This is a genomic window from Hahella sp. CR1 (assembly GCF_029813005.1).
Lineage (GTDB): Bacteria > Pseudomonadota > Gammaproteobacteria > Pseudomonadales > Oleiphilaceae > Hahella.
On record NZ_JAPELK010000001.1, the window covers coordinates 625,682 to 647,318 of the forward strand.

The 21,637-nt window shown below is 54.9% G+C and carries 18 protein-coding genes; 8 read left to right on the forward strand and 10 right to left on the reverse strand.

The window, feature by feature from the left end; translation table 11 throughout:
* Window positions 1-77: 77 nt before the first annotated feature.
* Complete coding sequence (locus tag ONV78_RS02760; RefSeq protein ID WP_279500904.1) at window positions 78-698, forward strand: class I SAM-dependent methyltransferase; 621 nt, start codon at window positions 78-80, stop codon at window positions 696-698.
* Here the strand turns inward: ONV78_RS02760 and ONV78_RS02765 are convergent.
* Window positions 674-994 (reverse strand): hypothetical protein, encoded by a 321-nt coding sequence (locus ONV78_RS02765; RefSeq protein WP_279500906.1) that lies wholly within the window; start codon window positions 992-994, stop codon window positions 674-676. The genes ONV78_RS02760 and ONV78_RS02765 overlap by 25 nt on opposite strands.
* A gap of 12 nt (window positions 995-1,006) precedes the next feature.
* Between ONV78_RS02765 and ONV78_RS02770 the strand changes: the two genes are divergently transcribed.
* The 5 genes from ONV78_RS02770 (at window position 1,007) to ONV78_RS02790 (ending at window position 6,019) form a co-directional block, all read left to right on the forward strand.
* On the forward strand, window positions 1,007-1,759 hold the full coding sequence (locus tag ONV78_RS02770; protein ID WP_279500907.1) for an SDR family NAD(P)-dependent oxidoreductase: 753 nt from the start codon (window positions 1,007-1,009) through the stop codon (window positions 1,757-1,759).
* A gap of 37 nt (window positions 1,760-1,796) precedes the next feature.
* A complete protein-coding gene (locus ONV78_RS02775) occupies window positions 1,797-2,396 on the forward strand; it encodes a YigZ family protein (RefSeq protein ID WP_279500908.1) in 600 nt (199 codons plus the stop codon).
* Between the two features lie 169 nt (window positions 2,397-2,565).
* On the forward strand, window positions 2,566-3,327 hold the full coding sequence (locus ONV78_RS02780; protein WP_216736591.1) for a M48 family metallopeptidase: 762 nt from the start codon (window positions 2,566-2,568) through the stop codon (window positions 3,325-3,327).
* 130 nt (window positions 3,328-3,457) lie between these two features.
* Window positions 3,458-4,798 carry a hypothetical protein gene (locus ONV78_RS02785; protein ID WP_279500911.1) on the forward strand — a complete coding sequence of 447 codons (1,341 nt, stop codon included), beginning with the start codon at window positions 3,458-3,460 and terminating at the stop codon, window positions 4,796-4,798.
* Window positions 4,799-5,392: 594 nt separating this feature from the next.
* Window positions 5,393-6,019, forward strand: coding sequence for a PEP-CTERM sorting domain-containing protein (locus tag ONV78_RS02790; RefSeq protein WP_216736589.1), 627 nt, complete (start codon window positions 5,393-5,395; stop codon window positions 6,017-6,019).
* Window positions 6,020-6,157: 138 nt separating this feature from the next.
* Here the strand turns inward: ONV78_RS02790 and ONV78_RS02795 are convergent, their stop codons facing one another.
* The 9 genes from ONV78_RS02795 to ONV78_RS02835 form a co-directional block, all read right to left on the reverse strand.
* On the reverse strand, window positions 6,158-6,424 hold the full coding sequence (locus ONV78_RS02795; RefSeq protein WP_216736588.1) for a hypothetical protein: 267 nt from the start codon (window positions 6,422-6,424) through the stop codon (window positions 6,158-6,160).
* Window positions 6,425-6,724: 300 nt separating this feature from the next.
* Window positions 6,725-9,397, reverse strand: a complete 2,673-nt coding sequence (acnA, locus tag ONV78_RS02800) for an aconitate hydratase AcnA (RefSeq protein ID WP_279500916.1) — start codon at window positions 9,395-9,397, stop codon at window positions 6,725-6,727.
* Between the two features lie 35 nt (window positions 9,398-9,432).
* Entirely contained in the window at window positions 9,433-9,663 is a 231-nt protein-coding gene (locus tag ONV78_RS02805) for a DUF2061 domain-containing protein (RefSeq protein ID WP_127974208.1), read from the reverse strand.
* A 187-nt stretch (window positions 9,664-9,850) separates the two neighbouring features.
* A complete protein-coding gene (locus ONV78_RS02810) occupies window positions 9,851-10,411 on the reverse strand; it encodes a DUF4190 domain-containing protein (protein WP_279500919.1) in 561 nt (186 codons plus the stop codon).
* A gap of 284 nt (window positions 10,412-10,695) precedes the next feature.
* A complete protein-coding gene (locus tag ONV78_RS02815) occupies window positions 10,696-11,721 on the reverse strand; it encodes a substrate-binding domain-containing protein (RefSeq protein ID WP_279500921.1) in 1,026 nt (341 codons plus the stop codon).
* 167 nt (window positions 11,722-11,888) lie between these two features.
* Window positions 11,889-15,518, reverse strand: a complete 3,630-nt coding sequence (locus ONV78_RS02820) for an SbcC/MukB-like Walker B domain-containing protein (RefSeq protein ID WP_279500923.1) — start codon at window positions 15,516-15,518, stop codon at window positions 11,889-11,891.
* Window positions 15,519-15,585: 67 nt separating this feature from the next.
* Window positions 15,586-16,257 (reverse strand): DUF4194 domain-containing protein, encoded by a 672-nt coding sequence (locus ONV78_RS02825; protein WP_216736583.1) that lies wholly within the window; start codon window positions 16,255-16,257, stop codon window positions 15,586-15,588.
* Window positions 16,254-17,729 (reverse strand): Wadjet anti-phage system protein JetA family protein, encoded by a 1,476-nt coding sequence (locus ONV78_RS02830; RefSeq protein ID WP_279500925.1) that lies wholly within the window; start codon window positions 17,727-17,729, stop codon window positions 16,254-16,256. The genes ONV78_RS02825 and ONV78_RS02830 overlap by 4 nt, the downstream gene beginning before the upstream one ends.
* 105 nt (window positions 17,730-17,834) lie before the next feature.
* Window positions 17,835-18,728 (reverse strand): FHA domain-containing protein, encoded by an 894-nt coding sequence (locus ONV78_RS02835; RefSeq protein WP_279500927.1) that lies wholly within the window; start codon window positions 18,726-18,728, stop codon window positions 17,835-17,837.
* A gap of 179 nt (window positions 18,729-18,907) precedes the next feature.
* Between ONV78_RS02835 and ONV78_RS02840 the strand changes: the two genes are divergently transcribed.
* On the forward strand, window positions 18,908-19,765 hold the full coding sequence (locus ONV78_RS02840; RefSeq protein WP_279500929.1) for a protein phosphatase 2C domain-containing protein: 858 nt from the start codon (window positions 18,908-18,910) through the stop codon (window positions 19,763-19,765).
* 56 nt (window positions 19,766-19,821) lie between these two features.
* Entirely contained in the window at window positions 19,822-21,636 is a 1,815-nt protein-coding gene (locus tag ONV78_RS02845; protein ID WP_279500931.1) for a serine/threonine-protein kinase, read from the forward strand.
* The last annotated feature ends 1 nt before the right edge of the window (window position 21,637 follow it).

The window sequence follows — 21,637 nt, forward strand, 5'->3', positions numbered from 1 at the left end:
ACAATACGCTGTCCAGGCAACCTGGAATATCCCTGACGCGGAGTTACGCCAGCGTCAATCGTTCACAAGGAGAGGCAATGAGTTTCGACGCTTTTGTTGCGCGCCGCTTAAGGGACTCGCAGGGATCATTAGGCAGAATGCTCGCCAGTTGGATGAGTAACGCTCATGACGAGCTGAATCAGTTCATGAAACAGGCCATGTGTCTGGAACCTTCCGACCGCGTGCTGGAAATCGGCTTCGGCGCCGGCAAACTGATTCGCGAAATGGCGCATATCACCACCAACGGCGGGGTAGCGGGCGTTGATACTTCGACCGCCATGGTGTCCCGGGCGACACGTAATAATCATAAACTCATTTCCTCCGGCCGGGTGACGCTGGTGAACGCCTCCGTTGAAAGCATTCCCTTTGATGATGCGGCTTTCACCAAAGTGTGCAGCGCCAATACGCTACATCTCTGGCCGGACCCGGAAGAGAATATTCGCGAGGTGTTTCGCGTACTGACCAATGGCGGAACTTTGGCGCTGGGGTTTTGTTCGGAGAATCCGCCCGACGGGCAGCCGCTCTCACGACCTGATTATGCGCTTTGCTCTGAAGACAGCGTCATGGCGCTGTTGCGTCTGGCAGGCTTTTCCCGCATTGAAATATTGCAGGAAAAACGCCGGCAAATGACGTTCTACTGCGCGCTGGCGACCAAATAGTCACCGACTTTGAGATCATCCGGCGTGACGTAAAAGCTGGCCCCGATACGGCTTTTAACCGCGACGCCATCTTGTATCTTCGCCAGACATCCACTGACTTCTACGGCGCATTCCAGTTGATTGGGGCGCGCTATATCAATCATTATCAGATAGCGGTTTCCGGCAGCCGACATGAAAGTCGTTTCACTGTGGCTTCCGGCGCGCTGCAGCAGTTCTGCATAGGAAGCGTCCCAAAGTTCTTTCATCGCAGCCTGCAGCGCCGCGATGGCGTCTTGATGTTCGTTATTACTCAGCAAAGGAATGATCTCATGGATAAAGACAATGCTCGGATTGCGTTAGTAACCGGAGGTAGTAAGGGTATCGGACTGGCCGTGGTGAAGAAACTGTTGCGTCAGGGGGATTGCGTGGTCACCTGCGGTAGAAACGACGCCAACTGGGAAGAGGCGAAGGCCGTGCATCCAGATCTGGATGCGGTGGATTTTTACGCCTGCGACCTGACGGATCGCCGCTCCCTGCGCCGCCTGTTCGGATACATCGAGAGTCGCTATGGCGCATTGGATATGGCGGTGAACAACGCCGCCTCGGGAACCGGCTCCACGAGCGCCATCACTGATATGTCGGAAGAGCAATTGCGCGGGCCGTTGGAAAACGAACTCTGGGCGCCGGCGCTATGTCTCAAGTATGAGCTTGAACTCATGTCGCGCGGCGGCGCTATCGTCAATGTCAGCTCCGCCAATCGCTTCCGCCTGCAACCGGACCCATTCAACGCCGCCGCTGGTCAGGGGCTGGAGAGTCTGACCCGTTCTCTGGCGCTGTCGTATATTACGCGGGGCGTGCGCATCAATTCGGTCGCTCCCGGCGCCACCCGCACCCCGCGCTGGACCTCGCGGTTGCAAGACGGCCATAATCCACAACAGGAGCAAGCCGCCTCGTCGGCGCCTATTGGCCGCTTCGCCGATCCTGAAGAAGTGGCGGAAGCCATTGTCTGGCTGGCCTCTGAGAGTGCAAGTTATGTGGTCGGCCACACGCTGGTGGTGGACGGAGGCCTGTCGCTTACCTGATTGTTGCGTTGAACTGGAATACCAAGAGTGAGGACTGATGTCTTATTTTGCCCCGGCGGCGGCTGTGGAAACTGTCTCTGAAGTGAAAAAAAGCCGCTTCATCACTCGCGCCGGATACGCGGACAGCCGCGAGGCGGCGATGATGATGCTGGCCCAGGCGAAGCAGGACTACCCCGACGCCGGACATCATTGCTGGGCTTATCTGTTAGGCAATCCGAAATCCGCACAGAGCGCGGCGATGTCTGATGATGGCGAACCCAGCGGCACGGCGGGAAAGCCGATACTGAACGTGCTGCAACACAAGGGCGTCGGCGATGTCATGGTGATCGTCATTCGCTACTTTGGCGGCGTCAAACTGGGAGCGGGCGGATTGGTGAGAGCCTATTCCGGCGCGGCCCAGCAGGCGATGGTGGAACTGCCGGTACAGCTTCGCGAAACTCTGGCCAGCATCAGCTTGAGCTGTGACTTCCGCCATGAGCAGGTATTGCGTTTATGGCTGGATCAACATGGCGCCCGCAATGTGGCTGCGGAATATGCCGAGCATGTCATGCTCAGCGCTGAGTTGTCGCAGGATAAGCTGACTGCTTTGCAGGAGTTCTCCGCCGGCTTGGGAGTGACGTTGACGGTTGTGGAATAAACAAAGTAGCAGCTGTAACCTGCGGACGGCGCTTATGGGATGGTTGCCAGCGGCGTCCGCATAATTTCTAATGGTCGCGCTAGCGCCCGAATAGATAATCAGACTGAATGATTTAATCCGGACCTGCTTGTGGGCGGGTTCGTTCAACTATAGCTGAGGAAGCCTGAGAATGTTGCGAAAACATCTATTGCCTTTAGTCGCCGCCCCTATTTTGAGCCTGGGCCTGGTGTCCGGTTGCGCCAATAGCGGCGCCTACACCGACTCCGCATTGACGCTGGGAGCTGGCGTGCTGCAGGCCACCACCCTCACGGAAGATCAAGTGGTGTCCGTGTCCCAACAGGCGGCGGACAAAATGGATAAAGAAAATAAAGTGGCTCCGTCCAGCAGCAAATACGCCAAGCGTTTGGACGCCATTACCCGCAATCTGAAAAATGCGGACGGGCTGACGCTGAACTACAAGGTTTATTTGTCGGATCAGATCAACGCCTTCGCCATGGCGGACGGCACCGTGCGGGTCTACTCCGGACTGATGGACGTGATGCCTGACGATCAGGTTCTGGCGGTCATGCAGCATGAGATTGGCCACGTCAAACTCAAACACAGCTACAAGCAGATGCGTGAGAAAATGCTGACGGACGCAGCATTTCAGGCGGTTGTTTCAGCCGGCGGCACAGTAGGCGAGCTGACCCAATCGCAATTGGGGCAAATCGCATACGCGGCAGTGAATGCGCGTTTTTCTCAGGCGGACGAACTGGAAGCTGACGCGTATTCCGTGAAATCACTGCACAGACTGGGCAAAGATCCCTATGCAATGAAGCGCTCCATCGAAACGTTGCAGAAAAAAGTCGGCGGCGAGTCCAGCTTTCTGAGTTCGCATCCGTCCAATGAGAAGCGACTGGAAAAAATCCAGGAAGAGATCAAACGTCTGTAAAAGATAAGATTCGGCCCAGAGCAGGGAAGACCCAGCCTGAGTCGACAAGCTGTGCGGCGGACGCCGGTTTGGCGCCGCCGCGAAGCGGGACTACGCTTAAGAAAGCTCAACCAGACGCAGGGAGTGTGTGATGGCCGCGACAACAATCAGCCCCGTAATCAGTAAAGCCGAACCGGATTCCGGCTATACCGAACCCAACTTTCTCCCCTTTCCTGAAGAAAACGCCTGGAGCAATCTGGCCAAGGTGGTGCGCGGCGCGTTGAACATGTTTCCGCCGTTCTATCTGCAGTCCATCTTTGGGCCAATTTCAAGCTGGCCGCCGCCGCATCGTGAGCTGTCGGAATACACCATACTCGACCTCTGGCGTTTAAAGCGTACGCTCGGATTTCTGGCGGACGCCAATATCCCCGCCTATTCCCATCTGCCCAACAAATGGGCGCGGACCTTTCTTCCGCCCTTCGTCAACCGGCTGTTCTGGCGGCCAAGCGGCTACTTCCAGCAGGCGGACCCCTTTGACTCCGTCACCTCATTCAGTCACGAACGCTGGTTTTTCCTCAACGGTATTCTAACCAACAAGCCTATTGCAGAGCTTAACTCGCAGCTGATCAGCCAGATGTTTCAGCGCCCGGTGACAGTTATCCACAACCAGACCAGCTCGTTTCTCTTGGATTTGTTTCAGTGCGCAGTCGGAAAAAGCTTCAAGATCGATCCGGATCTGGATATTCCGCAAACCATGACTGAACCGGACGTTAAGGCGACGATAGCGTTGCTGGAGGCGATGAAAAATCCGGCGCTGGAGCGGGTGGTGCTACTCTGCCATTCACAGGGAACCATCATCGCAGCCAATGTGTTACGCGCAATCAGTCGGGCTTTGAAAGCGTTGCAGAAACTGAAAGATAACCCGGAATGCAATGATTGGGCGAACCTGGAGTTTATTGACCGTTTGGCGTTGGCGCATCTTACGCCGGATCAGTTTGGCCTCATGGATAAGAGCGGCTTTAACGCCTACGCCATTAAATTGCTCAAGAAGCTTGAGGTATACACCTTCGCCAATTGCGCCAATACCATGACCTATATCGCCAAAGTAAACATGCCCATTGAGATGGGCGGTGGCGTTACCGCGCTGCCTTATATCGAAAACTTCGCCAATCAGTATGATCTGGTCGCCCGCCTTGGCGTCATCTCACCATTGCGGGAATCCGGTTCATCCATCATTGATATTGACGGACCCCTCTACCTGCGTACGGATATCGACGCCTGGGGACATCTGTTGAACCAGCACTATTTGTACGCCATCAGCGATTACCTCTCCGCACCCCAGGGGACCTCTCGCAATCCTTATCAATTAGAAGGCGATAATGCGGATAAAACGCCTAGACTCTACTGTTACTTCCGAGGCGATAGCCCGGAACGGATAAAGTCGTTGGATGAAAATCTGCGCAGATTCCCTGTTGCATTGGACATGGTTTGATCTGTTTTTCGCTGCGCGCGATCGTCGCCAAGGCTTCCAATGAGGGAAAAATCGCGGCAGATTCCCCATTTAACTGCTGATTTTGTGATCAGAATCGCAGGTTAAAAGGCGAGAGGAACTTGTTTTTAGTGTGCAAACTGCAAGTGTAAAAAATATTGACGATTTTTGTGTCGTTATTCCCGCGAAATCTCATCAGAGAATAACTGTATGTTTAATCGGCGATATCCTTAATCAAAATACGTGGCACATTGTCATCTTTATTGGGTTTTTATCTGTTTTTAAAGGTTTGATTGAATAGAACCCAAAATATAGTTCCTAAAGAATAATCCCAAAAGTCTATGTATGTGATCCATGAAAATATAGGGCTTATTCATTAGGGCCTATATCTTTTTTTGTGACTATTTAAATGTGAAAGGCTCGTTTGATCAAATTTTGTCAGGCCTATATCTAAAGGCCGTGTCCATTAACTTTACTGAGAAAATGTACTTTTATATTGGTTAAAAATATAACGATATGTTTTTTATTATATTTTTAAACCAGGGAATACTTTGTGCCTTTCGGGTAACTCCAAAATCAAAATTATAAGGAGTAACCATGCACAAGGTTATTAATGCATTGTTTCTAGCAAGTAGTGCAGTGGCCTTTGTAGGGTCTGCTCAAGCCGCCATTGTAGACATTTACACGGATCAAGCTGCTTGGGCGTTAACAACAGGAGCCTATGAGGTCGAAAGTTTCGACCGGGACGCGTTAACCTCAGGACTAAGTATTTCTTCAGGATGGAGCCACTCCACGGTCAGCGGCGGGAAGTTCTATGACCGTGTTAGCGACACCTATGCGCCCACCGTTTTCACTTTTGAAGGCGGCGCCACCTCTTTTGGCGGGATTTGGGACTTGGCGGGCCCCGGAGGAGAGGGGACTGGCATCAAGATGGAAATTGAGCTGCTGGACGGCAGCAAGGTTGTCGAAGAAATGGCTCCGACGTTGAGCGGCACTTTCTGGGGCTTCGCCCTGGACCAAGGCTTCTCTTCGATCAAGTTCCTGGAAGGCTCATTTGCTGCGCTGTTTGAAACTTACAGCTTGGACGAACTCTTTTTCACAGGAGTCGCCGGTAAGGACAAAGACGCGGCTGAGACCAGCGAAGTTCCCGAGCCGGGAGTATTCGCACTGCTAGGTTTGGGCATGCTCGGTTTGTCGATGCGCAGGAGATCTTCTCAGGCGTAATCGATCTAACCGATGGAATAGGCCGGCGGAGACGTCGGCCTGAACCAGGAGTTAGCTCAAAAACTCCCTTTCCATTTTCGCGAGAGTGCGCTACTGCGTTAGCGCCCATGAAGTACTCGCTCCTTTTTCGACGTCTCGTTACATTGAACGCAAATGCGTCGGGATAATTCTTTCTTCCAGTATCTCTGGAACCATCAGGCAAAGCTCCCAGTAAACGCCGTCTTCTTTCTCTGAGCGGTGTGAGGCGAAGCTGTATCCCAGCCGGCTTAACACATTTTCAATTCGTTTCGTGGAGAATTCAGGGCCGACTTTGAAAACTCCATTAGAGCGCCCGATACACCTGGCTTCCCGCACCATGCGAAACAGCTGTCGCTCAAACTCCGGAGATGTTTTCTTGGTGGTCATGTTCACCGTACTTGGTCATGCTGAGTGTTGGTTTTGAGTAGAGCTTCCCAGACTTAACAGGCGAGCTTAGCTGCAATGCCGCCTCTCTCAGCGTTAGGGAATAGTGCTATGGCCATAAAGACGCGGTAAATAACACTTGTATGAATATGATATAAAAACATCAAGTTATCAATATTTTTTAAACTGGCTATTAAGTGTTCGAAAACACGAGCATGGAGAGGCGAACGTTCAAGCAGGCCGCCGCGGCGTCGCTGTGCGGCCTGGATAATCTCTTAACGCGATTTGAACGTGGCTTGAGCTTCAGGACGTCGACTTGCTGGCCAGATCTCGCACCACATATTGCAGAATTCCCCCATGGCGGTAGTAATCCCACTCGGTTGGCGTATCAATGCGTACGTCCATGTCGAAAGTCTTCTTCGAACCTTCTTTATCTACGGCAGTGACAGTAATTGATTTGGGTGAATCTTCCAGAGAACCGAAGGAGTATGTTTCTTCTCCATCGAGGTTCAATGTCTGCGCTGATTCGCCGGGCTTGAACTGGAGAGGTAAAACGCCGAAGCCAACCAAATTGGAACGGTGAATCCGTTCATAGCTTTCCGCCAGCACCGCTCGCACGCCAAGCAAACTGACCCCTTTAGCGGCCCAGTCGCGACTTGAGCCGGAGCCATATTCTTTTCCGGCGATGACAATCAGCGGAGTCCCATTCTCCCGGTAGCGTGAGGCGGCGTCGAAGATACTGACGACTTCTCCGCTGGGCCAGTGTGTGGTCCAGCCGCCTTCGGTTCCCGGCGCCAGTTGGTTGCGTAATCTGACATTGGCGAAGGTGCCGCGCATCATCACTTCATGATTGCCGCGACGGCTGCCGAGACTGTTGAAATCCCGTTGCTCGACGCCGCATTCGAGTAAATATTTTCCGGCGGGGCTATCCGGGCCGATGGAGCCGGCAGGGGAAATGTGGTCGGTGGTAATGGAGTCGCCCACCTTCACCAAGGTCCGCGCTTGTTCGATTTTCGGCAGAGCAGGCGGCGATAGAGTCATTCCGTCAAAGAACGGTGGTTTCTTGATGTAGCTGGAGTCGGGCCAATCGTAGGTTTTACCCTCTGGAACCGGCAGTGCGCGCCAGGCGTCAGTCCCAGTAAAAACATCCGCATATTGGCTGCGATAACGCTCTGAAGAAACAGTGGCGGCGATAAGGTCGGCGACCTCTTTTTGCGAAGGCCAGATATCCTTCAGGTAGACATTCTCGCCATTCTTGTCCTGGCCAAGAGGATCTTTGTAAATATCCATACGCATGGAGCCGGCCAGGGCATAGGCCACCACTAACGGCGGCGAAGCCAGATAATTGGCGCGCACTTCTGGATGTATGCGGCCTTCGAAGTTGCGGTTACCGGATAGCACGGACGTCACCATGAGCTTGTCTTTGCGGATGGCGCTTTGAATCGCTTCCGGTAGTGGCCCGGAATTACCGATACAGGTGGTGCAACCAAATCCAACCAGATTGAAGCCAAGGGCTTCCAGATCATCCATGAGCTCCGCCGCTTTGAGATAAGCCGGTACGACCTGAGAACCGGGAGCGAGGGATGTTTTCACCCAGGGTTTGACGGTCAACCCGCGCTGCCGCGCATTTCTCGCCACGAGCCCGGCCGCCAGCATGACAGCCGGGTTCGACGTATTGGTGCAAGAGGTGATGGCGGCGATCACGACGTCTCCATGCTGGAGTTGATGAGAATCGCCGTTGCGCTCTTCTGTCGACTTGTTGTCGGAAGCGGAACTCAGGTCCAGATAATCCTGAAGAGTGTTTTCAAAAGAGGCTTTGGCGTCGGAGAGCGCGACGCGGTCCTGTGGACGTTTGGGACCGGCCAGACTGGGTGTGACTGAGCCCAGATCCAGTGTCAAAGTATCACTGTATTGCGCTGGACTATCGCCTGTTTCCCGCCATAGGCCCTGGGCTTTGGCGTAGGTTTCCACCAGATTGATCAGGCTGTCCTCTCTGCCGGAAAGCTTGAGATAGGCTAGCGTTTCTTTATCCACAGGGAAGATGCCGCAGGTGGCGCCGTATTCCGGAGCCATATTGGCGATGGTGGCGCGGTCCGCTAAGGGCAGGTGGTCGAGACCATCGCCGTAAAACTCGACGAACTTTCCTACCACGCCTTTCTTGCGCAGCATTTGCGTGACAGTGAGAACAAGATCTGTGGCGGTCGCGCCTTCGGCGAGCTTGCCGGTGAATTTAAAGCCCACGACTTCCGGCGCCAGCATGCTGACCGGCTGCCCCAGCATGGCGGCTTCCGCTTCAATGCCGCCAACGCCCCAGCCCAATACGCCGAGACCATTAATCATGGTGGTGTGAGAGTCAGTGCCGACCAGGGTGTCAGGGTAGGCGAACCATTCACCATCGATTTCTTTTTGCATCACCACCTGTCCCAGATATTCCAGGTTCACTTGGTGCACGATGCCGGTGCCGGGAGGGACTACCCTGAAATTGGAAAACGCTTTTTGTCCCCAACGCAGAAACTTGTAACGTTCCTCATTGCGTTCGAATTCTATCTGAGTGTTGCGCGCCAGGGCGTCCTGGTCGCCGAAATAGTCGACCATCACAGAGTGGTCGATGACCAGATCAACGGGTTCGAGGGGATTGATCAACCTGGGGTCGCCGCCGAGACTCATCATCGCGTCGCGCATGGCGGCCAGATCCACCACCACTGGAACGCCAGTGAAATCCTGTAAAACAACCCGCGCCGGCGTGAACGCAACCTGCGCGCTGGGTTGGGCGCTGGCGTCCCATTGCGCGAGAGCTGCGATGTCATCTTTGGTGATGCTATAGCCGTCTTCTCGCCGCAACAGATTCTCCAGCAGAATCTTGATGGAGTAAGGCAGCCGTTCGACTTTGTATTCCGCCGGCATCGAACTTAGTAGATGGATGCGGTAGCTGCGGTCTCCGACGGATAAATCGGAGAGTGTGTTAAAACTGTTCATGGCGCCTCCTTGATCCGCCTGGTCGGGAAGGAAGGTTAACCGCTTGCGGCGCCGGCTCCATGTACTGCTGCATCGGGAGAGGAGGCGGGCTTGGATAACCGGCCGAACCGTTCCCAGGCCTTTTCATGAAAGAAATAGGCTACAGTGTTGCACAGTGGCTCCACTAATGCGATAGCGCCTCCGACGATGAGGTCGCCGGTTAACAGGTACCCTACAGTGAAGGCGACGCTGAAATGGATGATGGCGAAGGTGAACGTTTTAACCATGTCTGACTCCCCCCGTACCACGGTAGCCGTTTGTTTGTTATGGCTAGATTAGAATCATTCTCATTATTTAAAAAGGTAATCATAACTATGCTTCCGATTGATTGGTTTAATCGGAAGCAGGAGCACGCGCGGGGGTCGTAAGTGATGAGCGCCAGAATGAAAGATTGCTACAGAAAGCAGATGAGTATCAGAGCTGTTGATGGTACGCCTGATAACCAATCCATAGGACAGTGCCTAACAGGCCAAGATAGCCCAACACCAAGCCAGTGATAGCCAGCCCCGCGCCGGTCAGTACGCCAGCGCTTTCCCGAATTTTATGGAGCGCGATATGTCCACAGATAATCGCTATCAGGGAGCCAAAGAAGAACAGGCCAATGAGGCTGAATATAAAGCTGGTCACCGCCAGGCCAGAGGTGTGGGAAAACGTGGCCTTGCCTGATGCCGGATTGGTGTTGACGCGTTCACTCGACTGCGGTTGCGACGTGGGGGAAGCGTGCGTGGTGGGGGAAGGCGTTGCTACCTGAGCTGAAGCGTTTGGCGCAGGCGTTGGCTCTGGTGTGGCGGCCCTTTCCAGAAAATAGATTTCCGTCGCTAGCGTGCCCAGAGGAAGGAAGTCCACTTTGTCTCCCCGTCGCGGCGCTTCCTGACTTTTCCACTCAGCCAGGCTGAAGGCGTAACGGTTGCCTTGATGACATCTCAACACGCCTTCACGGTTGTTATGATTGATATCAAGTACTACTCCGTCCATATCTGTCACCTACGTCTGCTGGAACTCTATATGCGTCATTTGGAAAAGAAGGGGCCGGTTAGTGTAACGGACGCAAACAGTGGAAGTAGCCTGGGGCAAACCCTAGGGGCGTTAGGTCGTTTTATCGGAAAAATATCAAATAGAATCAGAGAGAAAGCGCTGTATAAGTCGGAACGTAACGGACTGCTTATGCGGCTGGAAAGGAGGCGGTAAGCGGAGGGCGGACGTGATCAATCCGCCCTTACAAGGCATGCGGGGAATAAGTGCGTTGAAATCTATACAGCTCACTCCTTGGTGACGCGTCTTTCCATAATGGCGGGATCGTCCCAACGGTAGATGCGGTTTTCCGTATAAGTGATTTCAGGAACTCGCTCTCCCTCTGAGAGCTTTTTCAGATAGCGGTAACTGATCCGTCCCATTTCCTCGAAATCAATGGAAACAAAGGCATGGACGAGCTTCTCACTCAACTGATCCAGCTGTTCAGGCAGTGGCGTGCCTATGCCTATGACAACTATCTTGTTGAGCGAATCAAGATACTCAGCCTTCGCCGGCATCATGACTTCCCGGTAAAGATTGAGGTCTATCTGAGGCCATGAGCCGACGGAGAGGAATACATTGATCTCCTTGTTATAGATCGCCTCCCGCATTTGCAGCAGGGCGCGATCGTATTTATCCCAGTTGTACCAAGGACAGCGAACAGGCTCATGCCATCCGTTTTCGCCAGTGAGTTTGCGGTCAGCGGGAAAGGCGTCATCTCCGCTAAGCACCTGCCGCACGCCCAGCAAGCGCGCGTTAAGGTTTGGGTTGTAAGGGCCGCCGCTCATCAGACAAACAGCGCCGCCTTGCGGTCGCAGACGCATGGCCTGAGTGGCGAGATTGCGTCCAAAGCCAAGGTTGTCGGGTCCCACGTAAGCGCTACGCAAGCTGTCGTGAGGTTTTTCCAGATCGGAATCAAAGGTAATGATGGGAATGCCGCGTTCTGAAGCAGCTCGTAAAGAACTTGCAGCGAGGTATTCAGAATTGGTGACGGAAACGGCAATGCCGTCAATGCGTCGATCCATCGCCTCCAGCAACACACGGTCTTGAGTGCGAAAATGTGCGGGACCAACTTCTCCAATGTGAATACAGGTGTCGTCATTGAGGCGGGCCTCTTCTTCACATCCCTTCCAGGCGTTGATGAAATTGATGTCCTCCACGCTCTTGCCGGCGATGCCGAAAATGCGTCCGGTGGCCTGCGCCGAAAATGCGGCCAGGGATAGCGACAGTGCGGTAATGAGGTGAATCCCAAAGAGCCAAGATCGACTGTCCATGTGCGTCTCCAAAACTCATTGAACCCAGTGTTGTCTCTAAGTATGGAGCAATTTCCGTGAAATTCACGGCTATAGTTATTGGTAGCGTCGTGACGTAGGAATAGATAGCTGAAGCATGAGGGCCGGAGCCCTCGGCTTGCATGTTGAAAACGTAAGTTAAAACGTCTTCAACCAAACTCCTCCATAAAATCCAGAGCGAACTGGTGGCGGATCTGTTTGCGGTGGTTGGCCCAGAGTTCGGCGATTTTTTCCTGGTTGCACTTTTGCCTGTCCACCAGAACGCGGGTTTGCAGCTCGCCAACCGGGCGGGTGGTAGGGCATTTTGTGAACACGAACTGGTTGCTGATCAGGTCCATGAAGGGGCCGGATTTGCTGGTGGGCATAATGAACACCAATTGCAGGCCTAAAGTCTGGGTCAGATAGTTGATGACCTCGCGGGAGCGGGTTTCATCCATTTTCGAGAAGGCTTCGTCCACCAGCACCATACGCAGATGACTGTCGCCTTCGTTGAAGCGGAATGCGGAGGTGATCGCCGCCGAGCGGATGATGTAGGCCGGGGTCTCCAGCTGGCCGCCGCTGCCGGTGCCGTATTGCGACAACGGAATCGGTTGTTTGCCTTGCGGCTCCTTATAAATCTCGTAATTGCGGTAGTTGCGATAATCCGAGATGCGCTCAAGCTCCCGCATCGCCTTTTGCTCGTCGTCGGAAAGCAACATCGCCATCATGCGATCACGCACCTGCGAAGCTTTCTTCGACAACTCCGCGTCAAACAGCGTGGCGCCTTCGCCGAGATTAGGCAGGGCGATGATTTCCTTGAAGAAATCCCAGTATTCCTTGAATTCCGGCACCCAGGTCCAGTCGAAGCGGAAGGATTCACGATCGGCGCCGAAACGATGGTGCTCCAGCTCCCGGTTCATGTCCTCCAGGATCTTCTTGCCGTCATTGATGGCCTGATAGATGGCGTGGCAGAGATGGGTGACGAAGGTGTTGTTGAACGCCAGTTTCAACTGCGCCAGCTTCTCTTGTTTCTCCACCAGGATGTTGTTTTTCAGGCGGTTGCGGATTTTGTCGATTTCCCGGCTGACTTCACAAATGCGGCTGAAGAATGCGCGGTTGTGCATCTGGTCATAGTCGGGTAGATAGGCGATCTGATCCAGCGGATTGCTTGACTGGTTGTGCTCAATCAGCTTGTTTTCGAACTGTCGCGCCAGGCTTTCAATGTTGGATTGAGTATCCTGCAACTCCAGATGCAGCTGATCGGAACGGATGCTTTCCGCACATTGATCCGCTTCCTGCAGCCGCGCTTCGCTATCGAAATTCGGCCACAGGGACGCGATTGAGCGCAGGGACTCTTCTTTCTCGTCCTGCTTGGTTTCCGAGGCGTCTTTACGTTCGCTGAGCGCCTTACAGAGATCCGCCTTCTGCGCCAGCTCGGTTTGCAGACTGCCTTCCCGCTTAAGAAGAACCTCAATACGTTGCTTGAGTTCTTTGTCCTGTTGCTTGAGTTGCTCCAGCTCTTGTTCCAGTTGCTCGAAGTCAGCCAAGTCCAGGTGGGCCAGGCGATCTTCCGCTTCGCGCAGTTCCCGGTGGATATCGAGCATGGCTTTCAGGCGGTCGGCGTAGGACAGCGACTTGATCTGATCCGCGGCGCGCAGCAGATTGGACAATTCCTGCCACTGCTCGCCAGCGCGTTGGTGCTCGATGCGGATTTGCTGCAGCTCTTCTCTCTTTGCGTCCAGAGCGCGTTCCCGCGCCTCCTGTCCAAATACCAGCTCACTGTCGGCCACGTCACAACGGAACATGCTGTAAGAGCCGGAACCCAGGCCGTTGGCGGTGACGCCGCGACGAGTCATTCGCAACTCCTCCTCCGAACGCACCCGCAGCACGTTGCCGTAGCTGGCGGTGATGTAGTAGCGCGCGGTGGCGTGGCTGAACTCCATGACATGGATAATGGAATCTTTGTCCAGATTCATGCGCTCGCAATCGCGGCGGGCTTTCTCACCCTGGATCACGCGCGCCAGTCCGCCGCCTTTCAAGGAGCGCAGGATGCGGGTGGCGCGGGCTTCGTATTCCGGCTCCACCAGAATCGAGAAGCGTCCGCCGCCGACATAGCCTTCGATGGCGTTTTGCCATTTGGGGTCTTTGATTTCGACGTAATCGCAGAGCACTCGGGGGTCCGCCTCGGGGCACTCCCGGCGAATCGCCTCTAACGCTGTTTTGACGTGGTAAGGGTAAGTGACCTGACGCGTCTCCAGGCTTTCGATTTCCGCCTGTTTCTGATGGCGTTGCTGCTCCAGCTTCTGATTCAGGCTCTCGCGTCGGTGCAGGGCGCGACTGACTTGGTCACGCAAGCTGACGCCGTCGGCGCTGATTTCTCCATCGTGCCACTGGCGCTGCCACTGGTTGGCTTTCTGTTGAATTAATAACGCCTGATCGAGGTGGCTTTCGAGGGGGGAGATATCCACCCAGTCGCGTCCCAGCAGGGCGGCGAAATCCACCTGACCGTGCTGTTTCAGTTGGCTGAACTCCAGGGCTCCCGCCCAGACATCCTTATGCCCCAGACGCGGTACGTCATCCAGGATATTCTGGTTCTTCATCAGGTTGATGATGTTATTGGTGGCCTGAAAGATGGCGTCCAGACGATGATTCTGCTCCAGCAGCCCCGGCGCTTGTTCGTGCAGGGCGCGGCCATTGGCGGCGATCAGCTTCTCCAGCTCGTCTTTCTGCTGCAGGGGCTGATGGCCCATACGTTTGGCGGTCAGCTCCAGCAGGCGGCCCTCGATCTGGTCATGCCGGGCTTCCAGCGTGTCGCGCTCCTGCTGGTTGGAGACTTTCTCATCCTGCAGGGACTTCTGCTGCTTCTTAGCGGTGAGATAGGCTTCCTGATCCGTCAGATACTGGTGGCGCGCGGCGACGTATTGCCAGACATTCAAATCGATCCAGCGTTGAATATAGCTCTCGCCGTAGCCCGTGGCGTCGCTCAGAATGCGAATGGCGTTCTTGAGGCGGGACGCGTCGCTCTCCATACCGTGGATAGTTTTGAGCAGATCGGAGACTGAGCGGATCGCTTCGCCCAGGTCTTTCTTTTCCAGGATTTCATTTGCGACGAAATCATTGATGCTTTTCACCGGCTTATAGGCCATGAAACGGGAGAATGCGCGAGCGGCGTTCATCGCCTCACGCTCCGGCACCTCATGAGATTTGCCGCGCAGAATGCCGTAAAGGCGTTTTAGATAGCCTTTCTTGGTGTCGTACTTCTCCACTTCGAATTTCTTGCGCAGGCGCGCCACGATCTTGTCCATGGGCATGACGAATTTGTCGCCGCTGGCGTCTTCGCCCTGCAGGTCGGAAAGACTGATTTCCGCCCCCGGCAATATCAGGAAGAACAGGTCGTCCTGGCGCGCCACCCGTTGCGAGCCAGCCTGATCGATGTGGGCGCGGCAACAGATAAGGGCGGTGAAGGGCTCGGCGGACTCGCCTGTCGTTGGATGAAAACAGGCGGCGATATAGCCTTCGGTAGGCTCCAGACGGGCGAAGCTGCCATCGTCGCAACCAAGTACATAGGAAGACAGCGTACGCACCTGCTTGCCGCCGCGACCCCGTTGGGTAGTTTCATCCTGGCCTGGGTTGTAGGTGAACAGGTAATCGTGGGCGGCGGTCATCACCGTCTGAATGGCGTCCGCCGACGTGGTTTTACCGGAACCGTTGCCCCCGGAAAGCAGGTTAATGGGGCCGAAATCGAATTCGCTGTTGGGGATGTTGCCCCAGTTAACGTAGATGCATTTCTTTAGAAACATGGTGCTCTCAAATCACTGATAGTGGACGCCGCCTTATTTATTCCGTCCTTGGGCCAGCTTCCGCCGGTTAGCTTTCTTCCGGGGACGCCGCTGCGTCTTCCTGCTGCGCCTCTTCTCCCCGCAACGCAGACAGCGCTTCATCGCTGACGAAGTTGACGATTTGCGGACGGATACGGACCCAGCTTTCGCCGCTTTCCAACGTGTCTTCCTGGCTGAATTGCAACAGACGCAACTGACGCAGGCGCTTCAGCAGCTGGCGGCGTTCCGTCAGATTCTCCGGCAGGGTGCGTTGCAGCAGGTTCTTCATGGCGATGGACAGCGCCTCAAAGCTGAGCGTGACGCCGCCCTGATCGTCCACCTGACCCTCTCGCAGGGCTTTGTCGTACTGGCTGCGCAATACCAGAATCAAGGCGATTTCCTGCTGATTCAGGCGCGCGCGCAAACCGGTGTTGAACGGCTGATCCACCTCATCGTCGAGGCCCGGCGCCTCCGCTCCCGGCGGATACGCACGGATATATTGAAACTGACGGTCATGCAGCAGACGCACGCCGAGCACGGACAGATAATCGTCCACCAGCTTGTCGATGCGCAGGTAACGATCATACAAAGATTGTTCGATCAGGCTTTCATCGCGGCAGATGATGCTGTAATCCAGCAGACGCAGCACCAGCTCGCTGAAGTCCGTTAACTGAAGTCCTTCAGAGGACAGTTCATTTTCAAGGCATTGACTCAGAATCATAAGGTGTCTTGCATCGCTTTTTTCGGTCGTACTTCGATGATGAAATCATCCGCCTGCAGTAAATATTCATTGCTGACCAGATCGCCCGTCGGCTCAACTACGAACTCGTATTCGCTGGAGAGTCCTGACACGGAGCCCAGCTCTACGGCATGCATCGCCGCCAACAGATCGGGAGCGGCGTTAATGGGCAGATGTTTGGTCTGGATGCGTTGGCCGCCCCGCAGCGCCTGAATCAGATACTGTCGGGTACGGTCGTCATTGATGACGAATGCCTGATCCAGCGCGTGTTGTATGAACAACTCTTTACGAGCGCCCTGATCCAGCGGCTCATCGTTGAGCACCCGGCTGTCCACGGTAATCTTACGGCGCCCTTCGCGCAGGCTGATCTGTTTGGGGTCGATAAGGCCCACATTGAGATTGGCCATCAGGGCGCCTGCGCGCTCCAGGCGCGCCTGTTGCTCCTCCGCCGGCAGCTCGGTCAGCTCCTGGCAAATCTGCACCATGTCATTATGGCGCTGGCTGGCCAGATAGCTCATTTGACGGATAATGATATCTGCGCGTCGGGTGAAGTTACGCAGCGCGCTGCGCAGGGCCGGCAGCATGATGTCGCAGGCGTTGGTGAGCCGGATTTCTATATTATCCAACAACAGCCAGAGCAGGGATTGCCCCTCCACCACGCGATCCGGCAGCAGACGGCGCAACTCGCCTTCGGCGTGCGCCTTGGCCTCTTTGGGGAGCCTGCGAATCTGACGCACCTGGGACATGATCTCGTCCCGGTGTTTCTCCACGGAGTCCGCCGACAGGCGCACTGACAAATCCGGCTGGAAGCGTTTGTCCATGAAGTCGAAGAATTCATCGCTGGCTCGTTTGATCAGCGCGGTGATCTCAATTTCTTTCACCAATTGGCGCTTGCGATCTTCCAGCTCAGTAATAATGTCAGTGAAGTCGCTGATGATACGCTCGGAGTATTCATAGGCGTCAAGCAGGTCGTGGACTTCGCCGGCTTCAATAAACGCCCGCAGCGCATTACGGGTATTGCGGGTGTTGCGGTGACGGGTGCGCACCGACGCGCCGCTGAGCTCCACAAAGGGCTGGGTAAACAAACGCCCTTTACGGCTGAAGTGGTAGCTGGACTGTAGCGTGACCTCGTCGACCTGTACCTCCAGCCAGCCGTAGTCAATCAGCGTATTGAGAATCCACAGGGCCTTGTCGCGATCCGTACGGAAACGCCCTTCAGTTTCGCTGTCTTCATCGGTTTCCAGCTCCGGCGCGCGAGTCAGGGCGGTTTGGAAGATCTCCACCATCTGCTCTCGCTTCAGGGCGTGTCCATAGTCCGCCATGCTGCTGTAGAAACGTTGATACAGCAAACGCAGGCATTCCACGATCATTTCGCGGTATTTGCTGGTCAGCGGACGAAAGAATTGCGGGCAGTCTGTAGAAAAAAACTGCTGAAAACGGTCTGGATTCGACATCAGTAACGGCTGTGCAGGTTGTTCTGGGGCGACCGCCTATTATAGGGGCAAGGTGGAGGAAATCCCATGAGCAAAATGTAACAGGGGATGCCCCGACCGGTATCCTTACCGGAGCAGGAAAAAGGCTGACAGAGCGCCGAACACCACGGCGAAGCCGATGACGGTGTAAAGCAGATAGCCGCTTTTGGACTCCGCTTTGGCTGCGACTTCCTGAGCGGGAGTGGGTTTCTCTTGCGCCGGTTTTCTGGCTGCTTTGGGCGGCGCAGCAGGTCGCATTGGGCGTGGCGGCGGATTATTGGCGACGGTTTCTTCACCAGTTGGCGCGGGAGAGGGCGCTTGCGCAACGGCGTCTGGACGCACGATGGTGCGGTCGCCGTCATCTTCGGGCCCGGTCACGGTAAAGGTAACGACGTCAAAACGCAGACGATCGCCTCGTTTGGCGCGCCCCTGGGTAATGCGCTCGCCGTTCAGGTAAGTACCGTTGGTGGAACCTAAATCCTTGACCAACATATAATTTCCCGCCACAGTCAACTGGGCGTGCTGACGCGACAAATGGGATACCGGCACAGTGATGTCGCACTGTTCGTCACGGCCGATGATGACGGTGTCTTCGATCGGGTAAAACGATTGCTTGGCCCAGCTGGCGTTGGTTTGCAGGCCCCATTCATTATGGGCGATGCTTTGCGGCGCTTCGTGTTTCGGTTTATGCTCGGCTCCGGGATGCACCACTTTAAAGTGGGCTTTTCCCAGTTGGATGGTATCGTTTTCGTTGATTTTTACGGCTTTTTGCACCTTTTTGCCGTTAACGCCCACGACATAGTCGGGGCTGAGGTTCAGCAGATACAGCTGTTCCTCCTGCAAACGTATCTCGGCATGAAAGTCCTGGATGTCCGGCTGGTTGAGAATCAGGTTGTTGGAAGAATGCTTACCTATTTTCAGGCGCGGTTCTACCAGCCAGATGCTCTCCCGGCTTCCATCGGTGAATTGCAGTTTCAGCATGCTGCTAGGGGCCTCGTTAAGCTCACACTTGTGGAAATGACTACTGAATTAAGGTTCTGCCGGTCAGAAGGCGCTTTAACACTTTAGAGTATAGTCAAGGAAACTAAACTGAAAACCCATCTATACTAAAGAAATATACTTTTTTAATCCCCATGAATCAGGGACTTGGAAATCTTTTAATGCAAGTAGGTTTCGCAACTCATACCGGCCGGCGGCAGCAAAATCAGGATAATGGATTAGTAGACGAATCGACAAGTCTCTATGCCGTCGCCGACGGCGTTGGAGGGGGCGACAGTGGGGAAGTCGCCAGCGCGAGCGTGTGCCAGTCCATGCAAAGAGCGGTGCACGCCGGACATCCATTGGAGCAGGCTATTCTGCTCGCTCATCAATCCTTGTTAGGCGACGACATCAGTGGCGAGCGCGGCTACGCGGCGTCCACCGTTGCGGCGTTGCATGCGCATTCCGATGAAATGGAAGTCGCCTGGGTGGGCGACAGCCGCGTGTATCTGTTGCGGGACGACCTCATCATGCAGATGACGGAAGATCATTCCGTCGCACAACGCAGCACCGGACTATCTGAAGAAGAAGCGGCGCGCATTCGCCATGTGCTCACCCAGGCGGTGGGCGCTGCGGGTGAGGGTGGGCTGCATGTGGACGCCTATCGCGTGCCCCGTCAGGCGGGGGATGTCTGGTTGATGTGCAGTGATGGATTGCATGGCGTGGTGTCTGAGGAGCGGATTCAGGAAGTGTTGGCGCGTCGCGGTAACTCGCAGAGTAAAGCCGATGAGCTGGTGGAAATTGCTCTCACTAATGGCGCTGATGACAACGTTACCGTGCTGGTGGTGACTGATAAGGACGGCGCGCCCCATAGCAACGCTGCTCCCAAGCGCGATTTGTCCGGTGAAAAAACCCGACCCATGCCGCCTTTCGCCGAGTCGAACGCATCACAATCCGCATCGGGACGGCCTTGGCGTTACATGGCTTTAGGCGGCATACTGGCCGCAATACTGTTTTTGGCGCTGGCGTTCGCTCTGTAACGCTTTGGAGAGATTCGGCGACGGACTAATGCATCTAATTCGGAAAAGATAACTACATGGCGTGGCAGGGATACAAAGTTCTCAGCAAGCTGGGCGAGGGCGGCATGGCGACTGTATACAAAGCCCTGCAGGAGTCGCTGCAACGTCCTGTCGCCATAAAAATACTGTCCGCCAACCTGAAAGATCACCCTGAGATTCTGGAACGCTTCGAAAAAGAATCTCTCATCATCGCGCAACTGAATCACCCCCACATCATTCATGTCATCGATAAGGGCGTTACCGGCAAGGGACGCCCTTATTTCGTCATGGAGTATGTGGAAGGCATGACCCTTGAGGACGCCATCAACCGCGGCAAGCTCGACTTTTCCCGCAAAATGGATGTGCTGGTGCAGTTGTGCAAGGCGTTGGCGTACGCGCATAAGAACGGCGTGATTCACCGCGACATCAAGCCTTCCAATATCCTCATCGACAATGATTGGCAGGCGCGGGTGCTGGATTTTGGCATCGCGCATTTCTACGACTCGTCCAGCAAACAGAAAACCCTGCATACTGAAACCAGCAACATTATGGGCACGTCCGCCTATATGGCGCCGGAACAGCACAAGTCGGCGGACGCCGCCTCGGTGCAGAGCGATATCTATGCACTGGGCATCCTCATGTATGAGTTGTTCACAGGAGTCTGTCCGCAAGGAGAAATTCCGCCGCCGCGCAAATTTGAGCCGGATATGGCGCCGGCCTTGAATTCGCTGATCATGCGCTGTCTGGAAAAAGACCCGGCGGAGCGGCCGGCTTCCGCAGACGAGGTGAAAAACGGATTGCTGCATATTCTGCAAGGCGGTCATCTTAGCAAGGCCCAGAAGGAGCGGGCGCTATCCAACAGCGAGGCGATAGAGTCCAAGTTTTCGCTACTGGACGTGCTGAAGGAAGATCGTCATAGCTCCGTCTATTTATATGAAGATCAGGGCAAGCAGAAGTTGCTGATCATGAAGAAGTTGCCCGCTGATACGCCGGGGATCAAAGAGCACAAGCTGCTGGCGCGGCTTAGTCATCCCAATATCTGCAAGATTCTTGCGGTGTCGAAGGGGGATAAAGGTTACGTTATCGTGACGGAGTATCTTCCCGGCGGCTCTATGGCCGAACAAATGCTGGCCCCGCTGCCTGCGGTGAAAGTGGTGGAGTGGGCGGAGCAAATTGCGGAGGGGCTGGCGTTCGCCCACCGTAACCGGATTGTGCATGGCAATTTGCGTCCCAGTAACCTGTTGCTGGATGAAGAGGGCTCCATCAAACTCACGGATTTCGGCTTGCGCGCCCACTATACCGATTCAGACGAGCCGAACTGGTATGAAAATGCCGACGCCAAGGGCATTCTCGGCGACATGTTCGCGCTGGGCGCTATCTGCTATCACGCGCTGACCGGGCAACCGCCAGTGATTCGCGGACAACGTCTGGTGCGCAGTAAAAGATTTACCGAGCTTCATAACCGGCTTCAAGAGCTGATTACTCGGCTGTTGGAGACACGCCCGGATAAACGTTATCCCTCGCTGGAAGTGGCCATGGCGGATATTCGCGGAGTCTTGAAAAACCTGCGTGCGCAAACGGCGGCCAAGCAGACGGAGGCGATCAAAAAGCATGTGTCTCAGGTCGCCAAAAAAGAGCGTCGCTATCGTCCGCCGATTCGCTGGGGACGAGTGATTTTCTTCATGCTGGTGATTGGCGTCGCGGCGGAAGAATACTTCTGGGGGCACGGGTATCGTTATCTCAAACCTTACATTGACCCCTATCTACAGCAGATGCAGGAATCCGACGCCTGGATCGAATGGTCGGAGAAAGCCAAGGAAGTCGGCCGCAAAACCAATCAGGTTGATTGGTGAT

Excerpts from the sequence above, each read along its gene's own strand:
- ONV78_RS02760 (WP_279500904.1), top strand. The coding sequence starts at position 78 with ATGAGTTTCGACGCTTTTGTTGCGCGCCGCTTAAGGGACTCGCAGGGA.
- ONV78_RS02770 (WP_279500907.1), top strand. The coding sequence starts at position 1,007 with ATGGATAAAGACAATGCTCGGATTGCGTTAGTAACCGGAGGTAGTAAG.
- ONV78_RS02775 (WP_279500908.1), top strand. The coding sequence starts at position 1,797 with ATGTCTTATTTTGCCCCGGCGGCGGCTGTGGAAACTGTCTCTGAAGTG.
- ONV78_RS02780 (WP_216736591.1), top strand. The coding sequence starts at position 2,566 with ATGTTGCGAAAACATCTATTGCCTTTAGTCGCCGCCCCTATTTTGAGC.
- ONV78_RS02785 (WP_279500911.1), top strand. The coding sequence starts at position 3,458 with ATGGCCGCGACAACAATCAGCCCCGTAATCAGTAAAGCCGAACCGGAT.
- ONV78_RS02790 (WP_216736589.1), top strand. The coding sequence starts at position 5,393 with ATGCACAAGGTTATTAATGCATTGTTTCTAGCAAGTAGTGCAGTGGCC.
- ONV78_RS02795 (WP_216736588.1), bottom strand. The coding sequence starts at position 6,424 with ATGACCACCAAGAAAACATCTCCGGAGTTTGAGCGACAGCTGTTTCGC.
- acnA (WP_279500916.1), bottom strand. The coding sequence starts at position 9,397 with ATGAACAGTTTTAACACACTCTCCGATTTATCCGTCGGAGACCGCAGC.
- ONV78_RS02805 (WP_127974208.1), bottom strand. The coding sequence starts at position 9,663 with ATGGTTAAAACGTTCACCTTCGCCATCATCCATTTCAGCGTCGCCTTC.
- ONV78_RS02810 (WP_279500919.1), bottom strand. The coding sequence starts at position 10,411 with ATGGACGGAGTAGTACTTGATATCAATCATAACAACCGTGAAGGCGTG.
- ONV78_RS02815 (WP_279500921.1), bottom strand. The coding sequence starts at position 11,721 with ATGGACAGTCGATCTTGGCTCTTTGGGATTCACCTCATTACCGCACTG.
- ONV78_RS02820 (WP_279500923.1), bottom strand. The coding sequence starts at position 15,518 with ATGTTTCTAAAGAAATGCATCTACGTTAACTGGGGCAACATCCCCAAC.
- ONV78_RS02825 (WP_216736583.1), bottom strand. The coding sequence starts at position 16,257 with ATGATTCTGAGTCAATGCCTTGAAAATGAACTGTCCTCTGAAGGACTT.
- ONV78_RS02830 (WP_279500925.1), bottom strand. The coding sequence starts at position 17,729 with ATGTCGAATCCAGACCGTTTTCAGCAGTTTTTTTCTACAGACTGCCCG.
- ONV78_RS02835 (WP_279500927.1), bottom strand. The coding sequence starts at position 18,728 with ATGCTGAAACTGCAATTCACCGATGGAAGCCGGGAGAGCATCTGGCTG.
- ONV78_RS02840 (WP_279500929.1), top strand. The coding sequence starts at position 18,908 with ATGCAAGTAGGTTTCGCAACTCATACCGGCCGGCGGCAGCAAAATCAG.
- ONV78_RS02845 (WP_279500931.1), top strand. The coding sequence starts at position 19,822 with ATGGCGTGGCAGGGATACAAAGTTCTCAGCAAGCTGGGCGAGGGCGGC.